A 21,643-nucleotide genomic window follows, 5' to 3' on the forward strand; every position below is an offset into this window, starting at 1 on the left:
TTCTTTTTCAATAATCGTACCTTCCTTAGCCAAGAAAGGAAATTATTCCAAAACTAAAAAGCAGGGAAATATTGAGCAAACAGAAGTTAGCGTATTCCGTGCATCAGTTTTTTCATAAGCGGGTTAAGAAGGGCTACCACGATACCTGCGGCAACAGGTATTATAGTAAATATAAGAAAGAATGTAGAAAGATCATATTTCTCTGTGATCTCGGTAATCATTCCACCAAAACTACCAGCCAGCTTATTCCCGATGGCGATGGCGAGATACCACATCCCGAACATAAAAGCGATCATTCTTGCCGGCACCAGTTTACTCACATAAGACAAGCCAAGAGGTGACAGGCAGAGCTCCCCGAGCGTATGAAAAAGATAGGCCAGTATAAGCCAGATCATACTCACCTTTGCACCTGCAACAAGATCGTTAGATCCAAAAGCCAGAAGGCCAAAGCCAAAACCGAGCAAAATAAGCCCAATGCTATACTTCATTGCTGCAGAAGGATTGTATTTACTCTCCCACCATTTAGAGAAGAGGGAAGCGAATACAATTATAAAGAAAGAGTTGAGTATACTGAACCAGGATACCGTGATCTCTGTAGTATCAGCTGAAAATTCTCGATAAAGCATCCAGAGGACAATTCCCCAAACTCCTGCAAAACAGATCACCAATACGATATTAGAACCCAGAGCCTTCAGGCTGGTTTGTTTCCACAGTAAATAAAGTACCCAGGTAATGATCATTAACGGAACGACCGTAAGTAATGTATTAATAACATTAAAAAAGATTGCCGAGGTACCAATAAGCTCCCTGTCCACATAATCTCGGGCAAATAGTATTAATGAAGATGCGCCCTGCTCAAAAGACATCCAGAAAAATACGGTAAAAAAGGCAAAGATGATCACGGCTATCAACCGGTCGCGTACTACTTTGGTATATCTCGAGATTCGGGATATCACCAGTACCAGAAAAAGAATGAGCCCGATAATGACCATTCCAAGAGGCCCGTCAACAGGTTGTCCCTGGAAATCGAACGGCATTACCGTTGGTAACAAATTAAGGTCGGCAATTCGTGACGTAGGATCATTGATCAGGTACAGAAATCCGATCACGGAGGTAATTAAAATAAGGATCTTATCCAGAAGGGTGAAAGGATTGTGTTTATCCTTTACTAGCTCGTGCTTTTCATTCTCGGTTACATCTTCCTCTTTACCGGTTTTTTTCGGCACCCCACCTACATTCCCGAACAGCGGTTTTGCCAGCCAGAACTGAAGGGTCCCGAGGAACATAAAAATACCGGCAAGACCAAAGCCCCAGCTCCATCCAATCTTTTCAGCGAGATAACCGCAAAGCATCATTCCGAAGAAAGCACCCGCATTTACCCCCATATAAAAGATCGTGTAAGCCCCGTCTTTTTTATCGGGCTTACCTTCATACATTTCAGAAATAATAGAAGTGATGTTCGGCTTAAAGAATCCGGTTCCAATTACCAGCAGGCCAAGGCCAAGGTACAGCGAAAGTTCGGTCTCAAGAGCCATTGAAGCGTGCCCCAACGTCATAATCGCAGCCCCAATCACTACAGCCCAACGGTAGCCCACCAGTTTATCGGCTATAATACCACCCGCAATTGGGGTTAGGTACAGCAAGCCTGCGTAGGTCCCAAATAAGGCCCCCGCGTTTTCAGCGGACCACCCCCAGCCGGGATTATCTACCCCGACGATGGCCATTGTTAGAAAGTTTACCAGAAGAACGCGCATTCCGTAAAAGGAAAAGCGTTCCCACATTTCAGTAAAAAATAGAACAAATAACCCTGCCGGGTGGCCCAATACAGTACTTTTAAAAAAGTCTGGGCGCGCTGCTGCTTCCGAGTTCATAGTTTTTAATGCTGATGTTCAGTATCTGCCAATTCGTAATTTTCCTGTTCCAACATTTCTCTCTCATTATCTTCCGCTCCGTGAGTAAGACGTTTAAGCGGTTTAAGCATAATAAGCACTATTGATGCAAAGACCACGGTAAAGATGGTGATCCCTGAGAATATAGCTATATCTCCCGCTTCGGCTGCAAATGAACCAAGCACTCCTGCAAGTTTATTTCCAAGTCCCGTCGCAGCAAAGTATAATCCCATCATTAAGGATGCATACTTAACCGGCGCAAGCTTTGTAATGAATGAAAGGGCTACCGGAGAAGAACAAAGCTCCCCGATGGTATGGAATAAGTAAGCCAGTACCAGCCAGTACATAGCAGAAGAACCGTTTGCCTCAAACTGAAGAGAAGCGGCCACCATAAAGATGAAACCAAGTCCCATAATGATCACCCCTGTAGCCATCTTAAAGATAGAAGAGGCTTCTTTATTCTTGAGCTTTCTTTTAGCCCAGAAATTGGCCACGAGCACCCCAAACGTAATAATGAAGAGCGCATTCAACGACTGAAACCAGGAGGCCGGAACTTCATTCCCTATTAATGGAAGTGAAAAAGGAATAGTCCTGTTTGTATTTTCAAAAGCATAAATATTCATAAGTCCTCCGGCCTGCTCAAAAGCTCCCCAGAAAACTATTACCAGGATAAATGAAAGTAATGCTACAACATATCTGTCTTTCATAACCTGGGTGGTAAGATCTTTATAGATCATCATCATCATAGCTGCCACCAGGGTCAGGAAGATGAAAAGCAGCCCGTAAGGAATAGACATAAATACTAACCAGTAAATTGAGAATGCCATCAACACTCCTGAAATTCCTAATTGTAACGGAGAAGAGAACAGGTCCTGGAAAAGATTTCTAAGAGAAGCTCCTTCGCTTCGTTCCACCTTGGAAAGCAGGTTTCCTACGTTGGTAAGGTATTTTTGTCCCCACCAGTATACAATAAGTCCAAAGGCCATTGCAATACCGGCAAGACCAAAGCCATAATGCCAACCTATATTTTCACCTACATAACCAACGATCAGACTCGAAAGGAAGGCTCCCAGGTTAATCCCGATATAAAAGATGGTAAAACCTTTATCTCTTCTAATGTCACCGGGCTTGTACAGGCCACCAACCATCGTCGAGATATTCGCTTTAAGCATTCCTACCCCGATTATAATAAGGACAAGACCTGAATAAAATGCCCACATTTGTTCTACCGCAAGAATGGTATGCCCTGCCACGAGGACAATCCCTCCGACGAGGACCGTTTTCTTTTGCCCCAGTAATTTATCGGCGATCATTCCCCCGGGGATCGATGCCACATAAACCAGCATCGTATACCAGCCATAAAGCGCAAGGGCTTCTCCCTGAGTCCAGCCCAGACCGGCATTCCCATCGGTAGTTGCACTTACAAGATAAAGTACAAGAATGGCACGCATCCCGTAGTATGAAAAACGTTCCCACATTTCGGTGAAGAACAGAATGTATAAACCTACCGGATGGCCAAATAATTCTTTTTGTGGAGTAGGGTTTGCTGTAGTTGCCATTTATAGAATTTTAGTTTTTGATTAATTTTATTAATTGAGAAAATTAAAGTTCATTTTCACTTTTTTCCTTAACCTCCTGAGTCTTCAAGTGCTCGGTAATGAAATTGGTCATCATGGTATAAAGGTGAAGTCTGGTATTCCCGCCATAGATCCCGTGATTCTTATCGGGATAGATCGCCCAGTCGAACTGTTTGTTAGCCTGGATCAGGGCTTCCACCATTCGCATAGTATTCTGAAGGTGAACATTATCATCTCCTCCCCCGTGAATAAGCAGGTAATCTCCTTTCAGCTTTTCTACGTGGTTAATTGGTGAGTTCTCATCATAACCTGAAGGGTTTTCCTGAGGAGTTCTCATATACCTTTCGGTATAGATGCTATCGTAGAATCTCCAGCTTATAACCGGCGCAACGGCAATGGCCATAGAGAAGGTGTCATTTCCTTTCAGAAGTGCGTTAGAAGACATAAAGCCTCCGTAACTCCATCCCCAGATACCAATATTATCAGCATCAATATAGTCACGGCTTCCTAATAGTTTTGCCGCAGAGATCTGATCTTCTACTTCGTACTTACCAAGTTCTTTATAGGTAACTTTTTTGAAATCGGCGCCCTTAAAACCGGTTCCTCTTCCGTCTACCGCAGCGATGATATAGCCCTTATCGGCTAACAGCTGGTACCAGTAATCGTTCGTGTTGAAATAGGAATTCGAAACTTCCTGAGAGCCCGGTCCTGAATACTGAAACATCAATAGAGGATACTCCTTATTCTCATCAAAATCTGCAGGTTTGATCATCCACATATTCAGCTCATTTCCGTTCACTTCAATGGTAGACAGTTCTTTTGGAGAGAAGTTATATGCCTTCTCCTTTTCAAGCAAAGCTGAATTATCCTTAATTTTTCTGATCAGTTTCCCGTCTTTGGCCCTGTGGAGGGTGAAAACATAAGGCGTGCTTGTACTTGTATAGGAATTGATGAAGTAGGTGAAATCTGCACTGAAATCGGCAGAATTCATCCCTGTTCTTTCGGTAAGCCTCTTCTTGCTTTTTCCGTTAGGTTTAATGGAATAAACATCACGGTTAACGCTTCCGTTTTCGGTGCTTTGATAGAAGATACGGTTGTTCTTTTTATCGAACCCGTAGTAATTGGTCACTTCCCAGTCGCCATCGGTCACCTGGTTAATAAGCTCCCCATCCTCATCATATAAATAAATGTGGTTATAACCATCTTTTTCACTTGTCCAGATAAAGCTGTTGTCTTCAAGAAAGGTAAGGTTATCGGTAATATCGATATAAGCCTCGTCGGTTTCGTTCATCACCACTTCGGCTTCATTATCTTCAGCATCCACAAAGATCAGGTCAAGATCGTTCTGGTGACGGTTAAGCACCTGAACACTAAGAATCATCGGATCTTCTGTCCACTTGATCCTTGGAATATAGAAATCTTCGTAGTCTCCCAAATCCACCTCTTCGGTCTCTTCTGAACCTACATCGTACATATGCAGCGAAACGAAGGAGTTTGCTTCCCCGGCTTTCGGATATTTAAAGGTGTATTCTGAAGGATAAAGGCTCTTTCCGAAGAGATCCATAGAAAATTCAGGCACCTCGGTTTCGTCGAATCTCATAAAGGCGATCTTCTCTCCGGTCTCATTCCACTGAAAAGCTCTTACAAAAGCGAATTCTTCTTCATAAACCCAGTCGGTTACCCCGTTTATGATCTTATTGGTAACTCCGTCTTTGGTAACCTGGGTTACCTCGCCTGAAGCTATCTCATAAATAAAAATGTTGTTTTCGTGAACGTAAGCGACCTTTGAAGCATCAGGAGAAAAAGTAGGCTCCTGCACTTTATTATCACTAAGCTTGGAGAGGGTTTTATCTTCAAGATCGTAGATATAATAAACAGCTCGTGAAGAACGTCTGTAGATAGATTCAAGCTCGGTAGAGAGTAAAACCTTATCTTCCTTTTCACTTAACTGAAAGCTTTGGAAAGTAGAAATCTCTTCAAGATCTGCACTGTTTACAAGTGTCCCGGTTTGTTCACCGGTTTTGTAAGAATATACATCAATGCTGGCATTTCCGTTATTTCGGTTAAGTACCAGGTATTCCTTGCCGTTGGCTAAGGATTGTAGGGATTGCAATCTTTCCTGGCGAAAATCACCATTCCAGATTTCTTCTAAGGTCACTTTCTTGTCTTGCGCATAAATAACTGACGTTGTAGCAATTAAAAAAAGAACCAGTATTTTTGAGAACTTCATAAATTTTGGGCAATAATTTTTGACAGCCAAGTTTACTAAAATTTCAGCAAAAAAGGTAAAATTTGAGTGTTAAATACTAAGAAATTGTTAAAGAAAATTGCTTCTCATTATTCAAAACTCATTCTGAAGGAAAAGCAAGACTATCGCCACTATGCATCTAAGTATAACAATTGTATCTTTGGAGCACTGAAAAAATGACCAAAATGATCAAACCCGTAAAAGGTTTTTCCAGGCTTAGCAAAAAGGAAAAGATTGAATGGCTGGCAGGTACATACCTCAAGGACCAACCGGACGACGTTGAGACCCTAAAGCAATACTGGAACGAAGACACCAGATTGCAGCAGCTTCACGATGAGTTTACTGAAAACACCTTGTCTAACTTTTATCTCCCTTTTGGCCTGGCGCCCAACTTCAGGATCAATGACAGGCTTTTTGCCGTACCTATGACCATTGAAGAAAGCTCGGTTATTGCCGCTGCGAGCAAGGCAGCAAAATTCTGGCTGGATCGCGGAGGCTTCAAAGCTACGGTGATCAATACCGTGAAGAAAGGACAGGTACATTTCACCTACAAAGGCGACAAGAAAAAGCTTCAGAATTATTTTGATAAAATAAAACCGGTACTCCTTGAAAGTGTCAAACCCATTACCGCAAATATGGAAAAACGCGGGGGTGGTGTTTTAAGCATTGACCTTAGAGACAAGACTGATGAACTGGAAAATTACTACCAGCTGCATTGCAGGTTCGACACCAAAGATTCTATGGGAGCCAATTTCATCAATTCCTGTCTCGAGAAATTTGCCGATGTCTTTGAAGCCGAAGCCCAGAGGTATGAGGAGTTCACTGCAGAAGAAGCCAACCTGGAGATCATAATGAGCATACTTTCCAATTATGTTCCCGAATGCCTGGTGAGAGCAGAAGTTTCCTGTCCGGTTTCAGAACTTTCGGAAGACACAGAAATGAGCGGCGAAGAATTTGCAGAAAAATTCCTTCAGGCCATCAAAATCGCTGAGATAGAACCCTACCGGGCGGTAACCCATAACAAGGGTATTATGAACGGCATAGATGCGGTGGTTCTCGCAACGGGGAACGACTTCAGGGCCGTAGAAGCAGGGATTCACGCCTATGCCTCAAAAGACGGTAAATACAGTAGCCTTACCCACGCCTCTATTGAGAACGGAGAATTCAAATTCTGGCTGGAGATCCCCTTAGCCCTTGGAACGGTTGGCGGACTTACAAGCCTTCATCCACTTGTTAAACTGGCTCTGGATATACTTCAAAAACCTTCAGCCATAGAACTGATGAAAATTGTAGCAGTTGCAGGCCTGGCACAGAATTTTGCAGCAGTAAGATCGCTTATCACCACCGGGATTCAGCAAGGGCACATGAAAATGCATTTAATGAACATTCTAAACCAACATAAGGCAACAAAAGAAGAAAAAGCGAAGATCGTCGATTTCTTCCAGCATAATACCGTTACCCATAGCAGTGTAGTGGAACAACTGGAAAAAATGAGAAAAGGATGAAGTTTTACAGTCACGGAAAATTACTGATCACCGGAGAATACGCAGTACTGGACGGAGCCAAAGCCCTGGCCCTGCCAACAAAATATGGCCAGAGTCTGGAAGTCACCCCCGGAGAAAAAGGAAAGCTCAGCTGGCAAAGCTTCGATAAGGCTGGCACTACCTGGATCAAAGCGGAATTTCATATTGGAAACGATATAAGACTAGCCATACCGGTTGCCAGTGAACGGAAGAACCTTTTGGAAAGATTACAGCATATTCTGCAGAAAGCCAATGAGGTAAATCCTGAGGTCTTCAGCAAAGACAAAGGCTATAACGTAACCACCAGCCTGAATTTTGACCGGGACTGGGGATTGGGCACCTCTTCCACCCTGATCAATAATATTGCAGACTGGTTTCAAATAGACCCTTACAAGCTATTAAATAAAACCTTCGGCGGCAGCGGATATGATATTGCAGCTGCCAGGACTGACCAGCCGATCATTTTCCAGCTCACCCCTTCAGGACCAAGCGTGCTGAAAACTCAATTTAATCCTGCCTTTGCCGAGGAACTGTTTTTTGTACATCTTAACCGAAAACAAAACAGCCGAGAGGCCATTGCTCACTATCGAAATCAGCCAAAAGAGAACCTTTCCAGCCTTACCAGCAAGATTTCGGGTATCACAGACCAAATCCTGCAAAGTGAGAGCTTAAAAGACTTTGAAATGCTTTTAGAGGTACACGAAACACTTATTTCGAAAAGCATCAATCTTCCAAAGATAAAATCTGAATTGTTTCCCGATTACTCCGGAACCATAAAAAGCCTCGGAGGCTGGGGCGGTGACTTTGTTCTTGCTACAGGGAAGGATAAAGACTACTTCCTGAAAAAAGGATACCGCACAATAATCCCCTTTCACCAAATGATACTGTAAATAAAAAAAGCCTCAGAAAATTTTCTGAGGCTTTTTTTATTATTCAAAGTCTAAATTCTAATAGAACTTAGCCCTGTTATCTTCAATCTCTGCTTTGCTTTTAAGCGCCTGGTACGCCCTTGCAGCAGCAGCTCGTCTTCTTCTCATAGTCTCCTGATCTGCAAAGCCCTTATAAGTTTCCATAGCCGGCGCTTCGTTCTTGTTCACCACTTCTACTACATAAACTCCTTTTTCACCAGCAACAGGCTTGCTCATTTGCCCTTTTTCAAGACCAAATACAGCGCCCACAACTTCCGGCTCGCTTCCCGCTCCCGCCAGGGTTGGTGAGTTTAGATTAACAGCATCTGCAGTCTTTACAGAAGTGTTATTGTTTTGCGCGATCTCCTCAAGACTATTACCGCTTATTTTCTCCTTGATGATCTCGGCTTTCTTTTGTTTTGTAAGGATTGGGATAACTACCGAAGAAGCATCTTCAGCACTCATTAGGCCTGCATCCTTCTTGGCAGTAAGCTGAGCCACGATATATCCGTTAGGAGTTTCAAATCTTTTGATATCTCCAACTTTAGCATCTTCTTCAAACGCCCACTGTACAACACGGCGTTGCGCTCCAACACCCGGGATATTCTCATCAAGAGCCTTGATATCTTTCACGGTTCTTACATCATAACCGGAAGCCTTTGCCTTTTCATTAAATCCTTCTTTTCCTGAAGCGATCTCGAACTTGGTCACTTCGTTGAAAAGATTATTTCTGGTTCTTTCAGAAGCTTCGATCTCTCTTGCGATGGTCGCAACCTTTACAGCTTTTTCCCTGTCGGTCTGCTCTTCAACAGAAACCACGTGAAAACCAAGATCGGTCTCTACTACTCCAACTTCTCCTTCATTGCTTTCAAAAACGAAATCTTCAAAATCCGGAATCATCATACCTGGCTGGATCCATCCAAGGTCTCCACCATTTTCCTGGTTAGAAGGATCGGCAGAAAATTCCGTTGCAAGCTCTGCAAAATCCGTGTTTCCGGCTTTTACAACTCCTACAAGACTATCGGCTAAAGCCTTTGCCTCCTCCTTAGTTCTTGTTAGCCCGGGAAACTGATTCCCCTTGTAAGAAACAAGAATATGACTTGCTTTTACAGAATCAGGAATTTGCTTGGTTTCTACCATCTTGGTCAGCTTCCAGTATCCGTTATCCTCATAAGGACCAAAGGTCTCTCCTTCCTGAAGACTGAAAATATCATCAGCAAATTTCTTTGGAAGCTGGTTTTTGAAAACAAAACGGTTATCGTAAGGAATATCTGAATTCGTATTCACGAACTCCTCAATATCTTCTGTAGCATCAAAGCCAGGAAGAGTGTCATTGCTGCTTGTTGCCGCATTGTACTCTATCCTGTTATCCTTCATTGAAGTGATCGCAGTTTTAGACTCCTCCTTATCCTTGGTTGAAGCAGTTTCTTCAAAATATACATATTGAATATTTCTTGCCTCTTCTGTTTCGAATTTTGCAGGATGCTCCTTTACATAAGCTCTGATTTCATCTTTAGAAATTTCAGCTTGCGAATCGGCCACAGAAGAATAAGGGATCTGAACGAATTTCAGGTCGATGTTATCATTCTGCATTCTGTAAGCCTGCTCTCCTTCCTTAAGCGTTGCTCCAACACCGGCGCTAACCATATTCATATAGATGTTCTGGCGGGCAGTTTCTTCCAGGCTATTTTCATAGCTCACCCATTGCTGGTAGGCCTGTGGAGAATTCGCTTTAAGAGAAGCGATATATTCTTTTAATTTGTTTTCATCAAACATTCCGGCTTCATTGGTGAAGTTAGGATTGTTCGCCATCTGGCTTCTTAAAACCTGTTTAATATGAGCCTCTTCCGCTCTAACGCCAAGTTCTTCCAGTTGCTCCTTAATGATCACCTCACGTAGTTTCTGATCCCAAACACGGTTCACCACCTGAGTGGTACTTGCATTTGGCCCCATATTACGCTGAAGGGACTCTACCTGCCTTGCAAATTCTTCTCTTTCGATCTCTTCACCATTTACGGTGGCGATCACATTTTGAGATTTTTGAGAGGTCAGACCTCCGTTACGAATCACATCGGCCAATACGAATGCAAAAAGAGCCAGTGCAATAATTACGATCAAGAAAACAGAACGTTGTCTGATTTTATTTAATACTGCCATTTGTAGTTGTTATTTATCGAAATATAGTGGGCGAAAATAATGTTTTTAACCTAATTATAAAATTTATAATTAGCAAAATCTTAACTTTTATGAGATTAGTCCACAGGCTTTATCCTGAGCTCTACCAATTCGATTTTAGTATTGGAAACTTCCAGGATCTGAAATTCGAAGTCTTCTATCTTCACCACCTCTCCCTGCTGAGGAATTTCTTCGGTATGGTTAACAATGAATCCGCCCAGAGTCTCGTAATTCTCCTCTTCAGGCAAATTCAGTTTATAGGTTTCATTTACATAATCTACTTCGATCCTTGCTGAAAACCTGAAATGATCTTCCCCAAGCACCTCCTCGATCAGTACCGCTGAATCGTGTTCATCTTCGATCTCTCCAAAAAGTTCTTCAACAATATCCTCTACCGTCATCATCCCGCTGGTGCCTCCGTATTCATCAATTACCACGGCAATACTTTTACGCTTTTTTATAAGAATGTTCAACACATCTTTCACCCACATAGTTTCCGGCACAAAAATAACCGGCAAAAGAATGGATTTAAGGGATTTCGGTTTTTTGAAAAGTTCAAAAGAATGGATATAACCTATAATATCGTCTATGGTTTCGTTGTAAATAAGAATCTTGGAAAGCCCGGTTTCCGTAAAGGTCTGGATCAGGTCTTTAGGAGCCTGATTCTGATCTACCGCAATGATCTCGGTTCTCGGGATCATTACCTCCCTTGCCTTGATGTCTGAAAATTCCAGGGCATTCTGAAAGATCTGAATTTCAGAATCCACCTCCTCATCATCTTCCACGGTTTCCATTTGCTCATTGATAAAATTACCGAGTTCCACCTTACTAAAGGCCAGCTGCACCTCATCCCCTTCGGTCTTAAAGAAGCGCTTGAGCACAAAATCTGAAACCCAGATCACAAAACTGGAAACAAAACTGAAAATGATATAAAAGAAATATGCCGGTACCGCAAAAAACTTCAGCATTGTATTGGCATAGATCTGAAAAAATACTTTTGGCAAAAATTCTGCAGTAAGCAGGATGATTAATGTGGAAATTACGGTTTGCGTAAAGAGACTGAGATCGGCCACAAGATATTGCAGCAGAGCATTATCAATTGGGCGAAGCCCTTCAAGCCAGGCCATAATAAGATCGCCCATAAAAAAACCATAGATTACCAGGGCAATATTATTACCCACCAGCATTGTGGCTATGAATTTCGAAGGCTTTTTGGTAAGTCTTTTCAGCACTTTGGCCAGGAAGTCGTTCTGGCGCTTTTCAATTTCGATGTAGATCTTATTGGAAGAAACGTAGGCGATTTCCATTCCCGAGAAAAAAGCCGAAAGCAAAAGGGAGCAAGCAATTATAGCAATGTCAATCTCCATTTAAGTTATTTATTGCGTTCTTCCATTTTTCGTCTAAACCTTCTTTTAAAGAAGAACATAAAGATCGAAATAAGAACGAAGAAAAGAAACAGATAAGCCCTGTTTCGCTCGGTATCCCAAATTCTTACCGCTTCGAAAATGAAAAAAGCTGCAATAAAAAGATAGGCATACTCGAAATATTTGAAATACTTACTCATCGGTTTTTTCTTCTATAATTTGAACTCCTATGTTGGTTCTGGATCGAAAATTACCGAAATTTTGGTTAGAATCAAAACCCTGCCCTTCGTTAAGAGCTCCGTTTGGAAATTGAATTTTATTTGGCTTATCAGTAAAAACCCAGCTTCTGTCCTGGTCCCAGTATAACTGACTTGCCTCTAGCTTTGTACTATCACTGGTAAAAAGAACCACATTGCCCTGAAGATCTATCAGGCTGGTCTTTTCATAGATGATTCCGTAGTCAGCCGTCAATGTGCTTTTCTTGTTATCCTCGTCGTAAAACTCCACTTCAAGCCCGTCCGGAAACTCCCTGTACGGAAAATCCTTATTGGAAAAATCGAGCATCTTAGGACTCTTAAGATTAGCAACCAACCTCCCGGAATCGGTGTATTTAAGGTTCAGATCCTTAGCGATGGCCTGCGGATCATTCCCCTGCAGATCCAGTGCGCGGATCTCCTTCAGGTTACCCTGACATGAAAAAAGCATTGTCACGCCTGTTAGCGTGACAATGCCTGATATTATATTCCGGTATGTTAACCTCATTCTTATAAGCTTGGGATACGCACGGTCTCTCCAATCCAGCATCCGATCTGGATAGGCTCTCCTGAGCTTCTTCCTTCCTGGAATACATCAGATTTTTGAGGAGCTCTTCCTCGGTATGCCGCAGCAGCCTGGTTGGCATTGCTAGACAGTCCCGGATCCACTCTACCGGCTTTAGCAGCATATTCAGCAGCTAACCAGTAAACAGCTCTCTTATCAAAGGTAGTGGTACCACAGTTGTTCGCACTGCTGGCATACATATTCGCGATCTGAAGGTAAGCATTACCTAAAGAAGGCTTTTCTCTAAGAGCTTTTCTGTAAAAACTTCTTGCCTGAGAGAAGCTACCTTTTTCCTTATAGTTGTTCGCAATTCTATAATAGATTCTTGCTTTATCTGCAGGATTGGTTTCAAGTTCAGCAGCTTCATTATAGTACTCTAGTGCCTTACCATAGTCTCCGTTAGATTCAGCTAACTGACCTAAAGAGTATGCAGACTTCGCAGAAGGCTTAAGTTTGTGAAGTGCTTCAGACACTTTCACGAATAACGGATCTTCCGTACAGTCCTTAGCAGAAAGCCTGGCGTTGGCATTCTCTAACCAGCTCACATCGTCTTTCTTAGATTCGAAATCTTTAGAATAAAGCGGGATAAGGTTATCACAATCTGCCCTCTGACCAAGTTTTGCGTTGATACTTCCTTTTACTTTACTATAAGCCTCAAGATTGGTTTCAGCAATTTTGATCATCTTTTCTTCTTTGGCAGTAAGCTGCTCTCCTTTTTCCTGCTTCTCAAGCAGTCCTGCCAATGTTTTTGCAAGATCATTCTCTTCTTCCTCTACCTTTTCGATAACATCATCATACTTTTCAAAAACATCCTCTAAAGAACGTTCTCCGGCATCCTGCATATCTACAAGTAGTGAGAAATAAGCATAAAGACCAACAGCAGAGGTAAAGTTCTCCTTATCTTCTACAAAGGCTTTATCAAATGCTTTGTACTGAGACTCCTTATCTCCAATCTTGTTGAAGTATTTCAATTTAGCGATATCAGAATATACATCTCCCTTTTTGGTCTTATTCGGGAAAAGTTCAAGTCTTTCTTCCCAAACATCGATCAATTCTTCTACAAATTCTGCTTTTTTCTCGCCTTCAGATTTATCGATTTTATCGTTTAAAACTCTTTCCAGGTACTGGTATGTAGCCAAACTGTATTTTGGACATTCCTCCCTTACCTTCATTAAGGGTCCGTAAGCAGCATCATAATTTTTTGCTTTTGCATCGTCATAAGCCAAAGCCGCCATTGTTGCACAGTCATTAGACTGTGCGCTTAACGCCCCTGTACCTAACAAAGCTACTGTAAGTAATGCTATAAATCTCGCTTTCATTTTCTTGTTTTATTGTGGGTTAATTAAATTTTCTTTTTTCGAACCATTTATCATTTAATGACAAACCTATAGAAATTTTGAAAAAGTTCTCTTTAATTAGATCGGAATCTGTCGTACCGCGCTGTCCATACTCAATTCCGAGGTTTGCATTAGAGAAATTTGCTCCGACAGGTAATCCAACTCCAAAAGATATGCCAAACTCATTAATGCTCTCATTCCTCAGGTGCAATCCAGTCTCCTCAAATCGCAGTCCGGCTCTGTAAACAACTCGTTTAAAATAACTTGTCAGGGAGTTGTACTGAGGAATAAAATACCCCCCTAAACGATAATGCGCCGCGTCCTGATAAGCAACATTTTCATCGCCGGTGTTGAAACTGTTCCCAAATGCACTGGTTCCTCTTCCCGTATATTCACCACCTACAAACCACGAATTAGGCTTTCCAAGTCCGGCTCCAACTGTAAGCTCTGAAGGAAGGTCGAACTGAGAATCTACTCTTTCAAATTCGTGCTTATCTAAAACCACTTCTCCCGTACCCAGGAACGCAATAGTGGAAATCTCCCTATAATTCTCTGAATCCAGACGAGCTTCTGGAGCATAACTGGCAGAGGCATGTAATTTCAGGTTATCTGAAATCATTCGCTGGTAATCTACCCCGAACTTAAAATTAAAACCAATTATATCGGTTCTCCTGATATCCCTGGTCCCGAGCTCTATGCCTTCACGGGCAACAGATCTTCTGTTCTGGAAGTTTCCGAAGTTATACTGGGCATCAACCCCAACACTCAAACTTTCACTAATTTCATATGCGGCAGTAAGGAAAACTTTATTCATTCCTCCTCTTCCGGTAAGTCTGCTCCCCTGATTTTCTTCCACATCAAGAATTCTGTATCCTACCGAAGTATAAGGCATTACCCCAAGACCAAAACCAAATTTACCCACAGGAACACCTATTGCCAGATAATCCAAAGAGGTGATCTTAGCACGGTCTTCAGCTGTATTAGTCTGTAATTTAACTCTTTCGTGGCTTCCACCTACTGAATAATTTGTTAATTTAAGTCGTCCGTAAGAAGCTGGATTCCTGAGGTTCAGGTGGATACTGTCAGAAAAGGTACTTAATCCACCCATCGAGCGGTTCTCTACAGTCCCTTTAAAATTAGTGAGTCCAATCCCGTAGTAAGAGTATGGCGAAGAAACGTTTTCCTGAGCGGATGCCATCACTGTAAAAAATACAGCTACGATTACTATAAATCGTTTTATCATTGAGTCTTATTAAATTCTAAAATGCAGTTCAATCCCTCCAAAAGAAAATTCGGGTTGGCAAATATGCTATTTTTTACCCGCATAGACAAAATTTGCGTATCACCACCTGTTAAAATAACTGTTAAATTCTTATTTTCAGAAAGATAAGCATCAATAAAACCTTCTATCTCCATAGTCGTCCCGGCAACCACTCCGGTCCTTATACTGCCTTCGGTAGAATTCCCTATCAGCCCCTCCTGCTCATCTGCCCGTACAAGCGGCAAACGCGATGTAAATTGATTTAAAGCTCTGAACCTCATTTCCAGTCCAGGCGAAATTGCTCCTCCAAGGTATTCTTCCCTGTCATTTTTAAAATCGTAGGTAATACAAGTTCCCGCATCTATCACTAGAACATTTTGTGACGGATACTTCCCGACCGCCGCAGCCATAAGTGCGATCCGGTCTTTTCCCAGGGTTTCAGGAGTAGCATATAAATTATAAAAAGGCAGATTGGTGTTCTGATCCAGGATAAGCAATTCGAAATGCTTCTGAAGCTCTTTTTCTATTTCCGGAACCTCATTTACTACCGAAGAAAGGATCGCTTGTTCAATTTCGGGGTGGTTTTGAAAAAAAACCGGAAATTTTTTAAAAAAATCTTTCGTGGCAAATGCTGTTCTGTCTATAAGCTCACCAGACTGAAAAACAGCAATTTTGGTGGCGGAATTCCCTATATCTACTACTAAATTCATTCAGGTTTTATTGAGAAAGCTAAAATACAAAAGCATTTTTTTAAAATTTCCTTTGTGAGTTCCTAAAAATGAAATTATATTTGCCACCGCTTAAACAAGCAACTGGTGCCTTAGCTCAGTTGGTAGAGCAAAGGACTGAAAATCCTTGTGTCCCTGGTTCGATTCCTGGAGGCACCACCTTTAAAAACCCAAGCTACTTAGCTTGGGTTTTTTTATTTTTGGCAGATGCACTTCCTCTATATTCTTTATTCTAAAAAGACAGATCGCTATTATATAGGTGAAACTTCAGATATCCGGAACAGACTAAAACAGCACCAGCAACACCACTTTAAGTATAATTTTACCGAAAAAGCCGAAGACTGGGAATTGAAATTACAGTTCGAAACGACGAACAGGGAGGAGGCCCTTTATCTCGAGAAGTTTATCAAGCGAATGAAAAGCAAAATCCTTATCAGTAAAGTAATACAAAACCTCTCATTACTTTCTGACATACTTAATAAAAAGCAGCCCTGGTTCCCCCGATGCCTCGGGGCTGGAGGCACCACCTTTAAAAACCCGCTTCAGCTGAAGCGGGTTTTTTTATTTCCGTATTTTTCTCATTCATATCTAATGATGTAACATATCCCCCAATACGGAAGATCAGGTTAAAGATTAAATGATTTTTTGGTAATAGAGAATTTTGCTTAGGCATAATCCTTAAAAAGACAGGAAGATCTTTTTTAGAGAAAACGCAAAAAAATCCCTGTCGGGCCTTTAGAACTTGCCCGATCACAGATTAGGAGGGTGACATTTCAAACCAGGTAGACAATTACAGGTCTATACGGTATACAGCACTACATTAACAATGGCACTAATTATTGCAAAGAAAATTAGGGCCAGCGCAAGAGTTACCAAGATCTTAGCAAAGATGTTAAGACCTCTCAGACTTCCTTTGTAATTGTGAACGAATTCTGTAAAAATTTCCATAAGCACGACTTTTTAAATTACACTTCAACTCTCCTAAAGTTAAGATCTTACAGAGCCTTCTCAAAAATTAATCGATGAATCAAAAATAAATTAGCCGTAATGCAAAAGCTTGATTTTCAAAAGGGAATAAAGGCTAGCTTTCCTACACAAAACTGGTGTTTTTGCTAATTTCCGGATAAAAAATGCAAATGATTTTTTACCTGTCTGAATTTATCGCCATACCAAATCCCGCAAAAAAAAGGATCCCGAAAATAATTTCCGGGATCCAGGATGATAGTTGTATAGGAAGAATGAACGCTATCAACCCCCCGCCCTGTTCAGTTCTTCCAAATTATTTTGGCGGGTTTTTCTTTCGGCTTTGCTTCCCTTGCTGAAGTTATAGCGTAAGCTGAGACTCACGGCCTGATTTCCGAAGTACTGGTCCAGCACAAAACGGTTCCCGGAGTATTCAGCATCTACGTGCATATCCATAGTTTTAAAAACATCGGTCGCATTAAGACTAACACTCAGCTTATCATCCATAAAAGATTTTCTAAACCCAAGGTCCAGCCACCACTGCTCATCAATATTATAGATCCCGTAGGCCATTGGTCCGCGAAAGGTGGCATTGAGTTCCATTTTTATATCTGCCGGCAGGTTTATCTGGTGATTACTTTGCAACATATAAAACAGATTATCGTTGTGAATTGACTCCCCATCTATCTCAAAATCATAATCCTGCTGATTAAACACCAGGTTATTATTCATCTTCCAGAAAGAAGTGAGCTCGAACGGGGCTACAATAGTTGCACTATAACTCTTAAAACTTTCAATATTCCTCTGGCTTAAACTGGTTTCCCTGGTTTCCGGGTTGGTACTAGGCACCTCTGCCATATAATTGACTGTATTATCATAGCTTAGCATCAGGTGATACTTCTTAAAGAAGGTCTGGGAAACCTGAAAAGTATTATTGATCTGGGATTTCAGCCCTGGATTACCAACCACATAGGTATAAGGATCAAGATAGAAAATCACCGGGTTCAGGCGCTCATAATCTGGTCTCGTGATCCTGCGACTGTAGGAATAGTTCAGTTTATAATTCTCACTTACTTTTTGCTCCAGTGAGAAGTTCGGGAAAAGCTCAAGATAGTCCTTATCATTCACTTCATTCATACTGAAGGAACCCCCTTTTCCTTTGGTTTGTTCGGCCCTTAACCCCAGCTTCAGATTCCAGGTGTCATTAAACCTGTTGCTGTAACTGGCATAGGCGGCATATATCTCTTCTTCATACCTGAACTTATCACTTATAGAAGGATCAAGAACGCGATCTCCATTAACCTCTCTGAAGTATTTCAATTCACTGTCTGAGATCACTTTACTTGTTTTTACCCCCAACTCAAGATTTGAAGTTTCAGAAAGAGGTGTGCTGAAGTCAACTTTAGCCGAATATATATCGTAATCAGAATCGCTTTCACTAAACAGATTTTCTAAGCTGTTTGGCGTATCATCCGGGTAAGTAAAGAAATTTCTGAACCTTGAATCGCTCTCCTTCTTAAGTCTTACGTAGTCTAGATCGGCAGAAATCGTGGTTCCTACAGTATCAAGTTCCCCTACGTAATGGAAGTTAAGTCTTCCCGTGGCATATTCCTCATTATTATGGTTATTGGCCTCAATATTTGCAATGTTGTTATTTTCGGCATCTGTAAGCCTGGAATAGGTATCCCAGTCTCCAACCCGATCCTGGTAGGTAAAATTGAAGACTCCTCCCACACTGTGGCGTTCATTAATATCATAATCGGTTCCCAGCTGAAGGGAAGGAATAAGCCTCTTACGCTCATCGGTCCCTATTTGCTCAAAGCCTTTTAATCCGTCTTCTACAGGAAACGTCCTTGAAATCTCCTGATCTCTGATCATTCCCCGTTCAGCGACATCAAGATTCAAAAAAGAATTCCATTTGTCCTTTTTATAATTAAGGTTAAGCCCGCCATTGAGGAGTTGCTGCTCATTGTACTTAAAACCGGCATAAATGCTACCGTTCACACCGGCAAGACTGTTCTTTTTAAGATTGATGTTTAAGATTCCTGCAGCACCTTCAGCATCATATTTTGCCGAAGGATTGTTGATGACCTCAATATTTTTGATGTTTTCGGCGGGCATCCCTTCCAAAAGAGCCTGTAGTTCTGTCCCCGATAAATAGCTAAGCCTGCCATCTATCATCACTGCCACCCCCTGTTTTCCGTTTATTCTGAATTCGCCATTCTGGTTTACGCTCACTCCGGGAGCACGAGAGAGCATATCAAACGCGGTATTCCCCGAGGCTATGGCAGTTCCTTCCACACGCATTACCATATTACCGTTATCCACTTCTACCCTCGGCCTCCAGGTCTTCACCAGTACCTCGTTGAGCATAGTAGCTTCCTCATTCATCACCACCTCCCCAATATCCTTTGTAAAACCGGGACCGGTGATCTCGAAGCCCCGTGTATAGGATGGCTTATATCCTATAGCGCTGAACTTTAACATATAGGTCCCGGTATAGGAAGGTTTAAGTTTAAAATTACCGTCTATATCGGTAGTAGTTCCTGTAATCAAGGTGGAATCGGGCAGCTTCATAACCGAAACGGTCGCAAATGGTATGGTCTCGTCTTTTTGGTCATAAAGCTCCCCCTTTATGATTCCATCTTGCCCTAACAATAATTGACTAAATAAAAAACTGACAATTATTACACTAAATTTTTGATACAACTTCATCGCTAATAATTTTTGGTTGATTAATTTTTTTCAATCAGCTGATGGTCCAAAGATGCAATGATGATGGGCTTTCAGGAAGTTGATTCTGATGAAACGGGAATCAAGATGAATGAAACGGGATTTAGGAGGAATGAAACAGAAGCAGAACATTTAAAATTTCAGCAACTTTGGTTTATTATCAACTATTAAACCTGTGAGCAATGAAGACCGGTAACTTAAAGCATTTATTTTTCTATTTTTACAAGGAACTAAAACTAACTGCCATTAGAACTTTTGCAAAAAAACCTGAACAGGAACTGAAAAAGAAACCTGGCCGGCTAGCATTGTTTTTCGAGAAAGCGGGAATCGCTGCAATCACCACATTATTTGTCTACACCACATTCATATTCCTGAATTTAGGAACCAAAATGTTTACCCGGGAAGGGGTTTCCATGCTTAGCCGTTTCAATCTTTATGAATTACTTTTCGCCTTTTGTTTTCTGTTAGTATTATTCTGGATACATTCTAAAATTTCACAATTTCTGGAACGGCCGTTCTTTAAAAAAACGAACTCCTTCAGAAAATCCCTAACAGAAGCATTATTGGTAGTTATTGCTACCGTTATAGCGTTAGGCCTTATAAACTTCCTTCCGCTATTCTTACTTTTTCCCGATATCGATCCCCCGGCAAAAGCCATACGCCGAGGCTTTGTTGTAAGCACCATCATCTCACTTTTCTTCTATTATTATGTAGAGCGTCAACGCAGCACCGGACGACTGCAGGCGGAGATGCTTCGCTCTGCCCGACTTCAAAAAGAAAATTACCAGGCCCAACTTAAGAACCTGAAAGATCAGCTACAGCCTCACTTTCTGTTTAACAGCCTAAACGTACTCAGTTCTCTAATACTAAAAGACCAGCACCAAGCCCTGGAATTCACTCAAAAATTATCAGACCTCTACCGTTCCTTTCTTGAAAGCGGAAAGGAAAGCCTGATCCCTTTAAAAAGAGAGATAGAAATTTCCAGGGATTATTGCTACCTGCTAAAGACAAGGTTTGGAAAAGCCGTACAGTTCAATTTTAATGTCCCAGACGATCAAAACGAAAATAAGGTTCCACCCGGCTCCTTACAATTACTTATTGAGAATGCCGTAAAGCACAATGGCTCCACATCAAAGCTTCCGTTAAAGGTGGATATTTACCAGGAGGAAGATTTTCTTATTGTCAGAAACAACCTTAAACCCCGCAAGGAAGCCCTGAAGACTACAAGAACCGGCTTAGAGAACATAAAGAGACGTTACCAATACCTTACAGACCGAAAGATAGAAATTGACAGGACCGAAACAGAATTCATCGCCAAACTTCCCTTACTTAAAGTAGAAGACTATGAACATAGTAATCATTGAAGATGAGATACATGCCTCAGATGCATTAGAATCAATAATTCTTAAGTTCAGGCCGGATACCCGTATTCTTGCCAAACCGGAATCTATTGAGGAGGCCATAAGCTGGTTTAAAAAGAATGATGCTCCAGATCTTATCTTTTGTGATATTCATCTTTCAGACGGCAGCAGTTTTGAGATCTTTAAACAGGTGGAAGTAAACACTCCCATCATTTTCACTACTGCTTATAACGAATATGCCATAGATGCCTTTAAGCTGAATAGCATAGATTATTTGCTCAAACCCTTAAAAAATGAAGAAGTAAATGCAGCGATCGAAAAATATGAAGGACTAAACCAGTCAAATCTAAATCTCGAACTGGAAAAACTTAATGATTTGCTTCGGCAGACACACCAGCTGAAAACAAAAGAAAGCAAATCAAGATTTATGGTGAAAAGCGGAAAGACCATAAAAGTGATCTCCAGCAAGGATACAGCTTACTTTCTTGCCGAAGATGGAGTGGTGCTTCTGGTTACTTTCCAGGGAAAACGCTTTGTAATCAACTATACCCTGGACCAGCTGGAAGAGGATCTGGATCCCGGCAGTTTCTTCAGGGCAAACCGGCAGCTGATCGTGAATATCAACACGGTAAAAGAAGTAAATCCTTATTTTAAAGGCAGACTCCACCTTGTGCTTGAACCGGGACCCGAAGAAGACCAGATCATAAGCAGCAGTAAGGCTTCCAGTTTTAAAGACTGGCTGGATTACTAAGCAATT

17 protein-coding genes and 1 tRNA gene are annotated in these 21,643 nt (G+C 41.6%); 6 read left to right on the top strand and 12 right to left on the bottom strand.

The window, feature by feature from the left end; genetic code table 11:
- Nucleotides 1–86 precede the first annotated feature (86 nt).
- From ACFQ3Q_RS00225 to ACFQ3Q_RS00235, 3 genes are read right to left on the bottom strand one after another with little or no spacing between them, the layout of a single operon-like run.
- Entirely contained in the window at nucleotides 87–1,871 is a 1,785-nt protein-coding gene (locus tag ACFQ3Q_RS00225; protein ID WP_380741769.1) for a peptide MFS transporter, read from the bottom strand.
- A 5-nt stretch (nucleotides 1,872–1,876) separates the two neighbouring features.
- Complete coding sequence (locus tag ACFQ3Q_RS00230) at nucleotides 1,877–3,448, bottom strand: peptide MFS transporter (RefSeq protein ID WP_380741771.1); 1,572 nt, start codon at nucleotides 3,446–3,448, stop codon at nucleotides 1,877–1,879.
- 43 nt (nucleotides 3,449–3,491) lie between these two features.
- Nucleotides 3,492–5,696, bottom strand: a complete 2,205-nt coding sequence (locus ACFQ3Q_RS00235; protein WP_380741773.1) for a S9 family peptidase — start codon at nucleotides 5,694–5,696, stop codon at nucleotides 3,492–3,494.
- Nucleotides 5,697–5,899: 203 nt separating this feature from the next.
- Here ACFQ3Q_RS00235 and ACFQ3Q_RS00240 point away from each other — a divergent pair, with 203 nt between their 5' ends.
- Together ACFQ3Q_RS00240 and ACFQ3Q_RS00245 are read left to right on the top strand one after the other, a co-directional pair.
- Complete coding sequence (locus tag ACFQ3Q_RS00240; protein ID WP_380741775.1) at nucleotides 5,900–7,219, top strand: hydroxymethylglutaryl-CoA reductase, degradative; 1,320 nt, start codon at nucleotides 5,900–5,902, stop codon at nucleotides 7,217–7,219.
- Nucleotides 7,216–8,127: a GYDIA family GHMP kinase gene (locus tag ACFQ3Q_RS00245; RefSeq protein WP_380741777.1), complete on the top strand. Its 912-nt coding sequence runs from the start codon at nucleotides 7,216–7,218 to the stop codon at nucleotides 8,125–8,127. Before ACFQ3Q_RS00240 ends, ACFQ3Q_RS00245 begins: the two co-directional genes overlap by 4 nt.
- A 57-nt stretch (nucleotides 8,128–8,184) precedes the next feature.
- Here ACFQ3Q_RS00245 and ACFQ3Q_RS00250 read toward each other — a convergent pair whose 3' ends face one another.
- The 7 genes from ACFQ3Q_RS00250 to ACFQ3Q_RS00280 form a co-directional block, all read right to left on the bottom strand.
- A complete protein-coding gene (locus ACFQ3Q_RS00250; protein WP_380741778.1) occupies nucleotides 8,185–10,302 on the bottom strand; it encodes a peptidylprolyl isomerase in 2,118 nt (705 codons plus the stop codon).
- A gap of 95 nt (nucleotides 10,303–10,397) precedes the next feature.
- On the bottom strand, nucleotides 10,398–11,687 hold the full coding sequence (locus ACFQ3Q_RS00255) for a hemolysin family protein (RefSeq protein WP_380741780.1): 1,290 nt from the start codon (nucleotides 11,685–11,687) through the stop codon (nucleotides 10,398–10,400).
- Between the two features lie 5 nt (nucleotides 11,688–11,692).
- Nucleotides 11,693–11,884, bottom strand: coding sequence for a hypothetical protein (locus ACFQ3Q_RS00260; protein WP_380741782.1), 192 nt, complete (start codon nucleotides 11,882–11,884; stop codon nucleotides 11,693–11,695).
- Complete coding sequence (lptC, locus tag ACFQ3Q_RS00265; RefSeq protein ID WP_380741784.1) at nucleotides 11,877–12,488, bottom strand: LPS export ABC transporter periplasmic protein LptC; 612 nt, start codon at nucleotides 12,486–12,488, stop codon at nucleotides 11,877–11,879. Before lptC ends, ACFQ3Q_RS00260 begins: the two co-directional genes overlap by 8 nt.
- Entirely contained in the window at nucleotides 12,449–13,822 is a 1,374-nt protein-coding gene (locus tag ACFQ3Q_RS00270; RefSeq protein ID WP_380741785.1) for a tetratricopeptide repeat protein, read from the bottom strand. Before ACFQ3Q_RS00270 ends, lptC begins: the two co-directional genes overlap by 40 nt.
- Before the next feature lie 19 nt (nucleotides 13,823–13,841).
- The gene (locus tag ACFQ3Q_RS00275) at nucleotides 13,842–15,083 is read right to left on the bottom strand and encodes a hypothetical protein (RefSeq protein ID WP_380741787.1); all 1,242 of its coding nucleotides are present in this window, start codon (nucleotides 15,081–15,083) and stop codon (nucleotides 13,842–13,844) included.
- The gene (locus tag ACFQ3Q_RS00280) at nucleotides 15,080–15,811 is read right to left on the bottom strand and encodes a type III pantothenate kinase (protein ID WP_380741789.1); all 732 of its coding nucleotides are present in this window, start codon (nucleotides 15,809–15,811) and stop codon (nucleotides 15,080–15,082) included. The genes ACFQ3Q_RS00275 and ACFQ3Q_RS00280 overlap by 4 nt, the downstream gene beginning before the upstream one ends.
- 104 nt (nucleotides 15,812–15,915) lie before the next feature.
- Between ACFQ3Q_RS00280 and ACFQ3Q_RS00285 the strand changes: the two genes are divergently transcribed.
- A tRNA-Phe gene (locus tag ACFQ3Q_RS00285) sits at nucleotides 15,916–15,988 on the top strand.
- 48 nt (nucleotides 15,989–16,036) lie between these two features.
- Nucleotides 16,037–16,429, top strand: a complete 393-nt coding sequence (locus ACFQ3Q_RS00290) for a GIY-YIG nuclease family protein (protein ID WP_380741791.1) — start codon at nucleotides 16,037–16,039, stop codon at nucleotides 16,427–16,429.
- Between the two features lie 198 nt (nucleotides 16,430–16,627).
- Here ACFQ3Q_RS00290 and ACFQ3Q_RS00295 read toward each other — a convergent pair whose 3' ends face one another.
- Entirely contained in the window at nucleotides 16,628–16,777 is a 150-nt protein-coding gene (locus tag ACFQ3Q_RS00295) for a hypothetical protein (protein ID WP_380741793.1), read from the bottom strand.
- Nucleotides 16,778–17,077: 300 nt separating this feature from the next.
- A complete protein-coding gene (locus ACFQ3Q_RS00300) occupies nucleotides 17,078–19,450 on the bottom strand; it encodes a TonB-dependent receptor domain-containing protein (RefSeq protein WP_380741795.1) in 2,373 nt (790 codons plus the stop codon).
- Nucleotides 19,451–19,707: 257 nt separating this feature from the next.
- On the opposite strand from ACFQ3Q_RS00300, the gene ACFQ3Q_RS00305 reads away from it, so the two are divergent.
- Both ACFQ3Q_RS00305 and ACFQ3Q_RS00310 read left to right on the top strand, forming a co-directional pair.
- On the top strand, nucleotides 19,708–20,889 hold the full coding sequence (locus tag ACFQ3Q_RS00305; RefSeq protein ID WP_380741797.1) for a sensor histidine kinase: 1,182 nt from the start codon (nucleotides 19,708–19,710) through the stop codon (nucleotides 20,887–20,889).
- On the top strand, nucleotides 20,870–21,637 hold the full coding sequence (locus ACFQ3Q_RS00310) for a LytR/AlgR family response regulator transcription factor (RefSeq protein WP_380741799.1): 768 nt from the start codon (nucleotides 20,870–20,872) through the stop codon (nucleotides 21,635–21,637). Before ACFQ3Q_RS00305 ends, ACFQ3Q_RS00310 begins: the two co-directional genes overlap by 20 nt.
- Nucleotides 21,638–21,643 lie beyond the last annotated feature (6 nt).

The sequence above is a fragment of the Salegentibacter chungangensis genome, assembly GCF_042678405.1.
Lineage (GTDB): Bacteria > Bacteroidota > Bacteroidia > Flavobacteriales > Flavobacteriaceae > Salegentibacter_A > Salegentibacter_A chungangensis.

Coding starts and splice junctions, on each gene's coding strand:
- ACFQ3Q_RS00225 (WP_380741769.1), bottom strand. CDS start 1,871: ATGAACTCGGAAGCAGCAGCGCGCCCAGACTTTTTTAAAAGTACTGTA.
- ACFQ3Q_RS00230 (WP_380741771.1), bottom strand. CDS start 3,448: ATGGCAACTACAGCAAACCCTACTCCACAAAAAGAATTATTTGGCCAT.
- ACFQ3Q_RS00235 (WP_380741773.1), bottom strand. CDS start 5,696: ATGAAGTTCTCAAAAATACTGGTTCTTTTTTTAATTGCTACAACGTCA.
- ACFQ3Q_RS00240 (WP_380741775.1), top strand. CDS start 5,900: ATGATCAAACCCGTAAAAGGTTTTTCCAGGCTTAGCAAAAAGGAAAAG.
- ACFQ3Q_RS00245 (WP_380741777.1), top strand. CDS start 7,216: ATGAAGTTTTACAGTCACGGAAAATTACTGATCACCGGAGAATACGCA.
- ACFQ3Q_RS00250 (WP_380741778.1), bottom strand. CDS start 10,302: ATGGCAGTATTAAATAAAATCAGACAACGTTCTGTTTTCTTGATCGTA.
- ACFQ3Q_RS00255 (WP_380741780.1), bottom strand. CDS start 11,687: ATGGAGATTGACATTGCTATAATTGCTTGCTCCCTTTTGCTTTCGGCT.
- ACFQ3Q_RS00260 (WP_380741782.1), bottom strand. CDS start 11,884: ATGAGTAAGTATTTCAAATATTTCGAGTATGCCTATCTTTTTATTGCA.
- lptC (WP_380741784.1), bottom strand. CDS start 12,488: ATGCTGGATTGGAGAGACCGTGCGTATCCCAAGCTTATAAGAATGAGG.
- ACFQ3Q_RS00270 (WP_380741785.1), bottom strand. CDS start 13,822: ATGAAAGCGAGATTTATAGCATTACTTACAGTAGCTTTGTTAGGTACA.
- ACFQ3Q_RS00275 (WP_380741787.1), bottom strand. CDS start 15,083: ATGATAAAACGATTTATAGTAATCGTAGCTGTATTTTTTACAGTGATG.
- ACFQ3Q_RS00280 (WP_380741789.1), bottom strand. CDS start 15,811: ATGAATTTAGTAGTAGATATAGGGAATTCCGCCACCAAAATTGCTGTT.
- ACFQ3Q_RS00290 (WP_380741791.1), top strand. CDS start 16,037: ATGCACTTCCTCTATATTCTTTATTCTAAAAAGACAGATCGCTATTAT.
- ACFQ3Q_RS00295 (WP_380741793.1), bottom strand. CDS start 16,777: ATGGAAATTTTTACAGAATTCGTTCACAATTACAAAGGAAGTCTGAGA.
- ACFQ3Q_RS00305 (WP_380741797.1), top strand. CDS start 19,708: ATGAAGACCGGTAACTTAAAGCATTTATTTTTCTATTTTTACAAGGAA.
- ACFQ3Q_RS00310 (WP_380741799.1), top strand. CDS start 20,870: ATGAACATAGTAATCATTGAAGATGAGATACATGCCTCAGATGCATTA.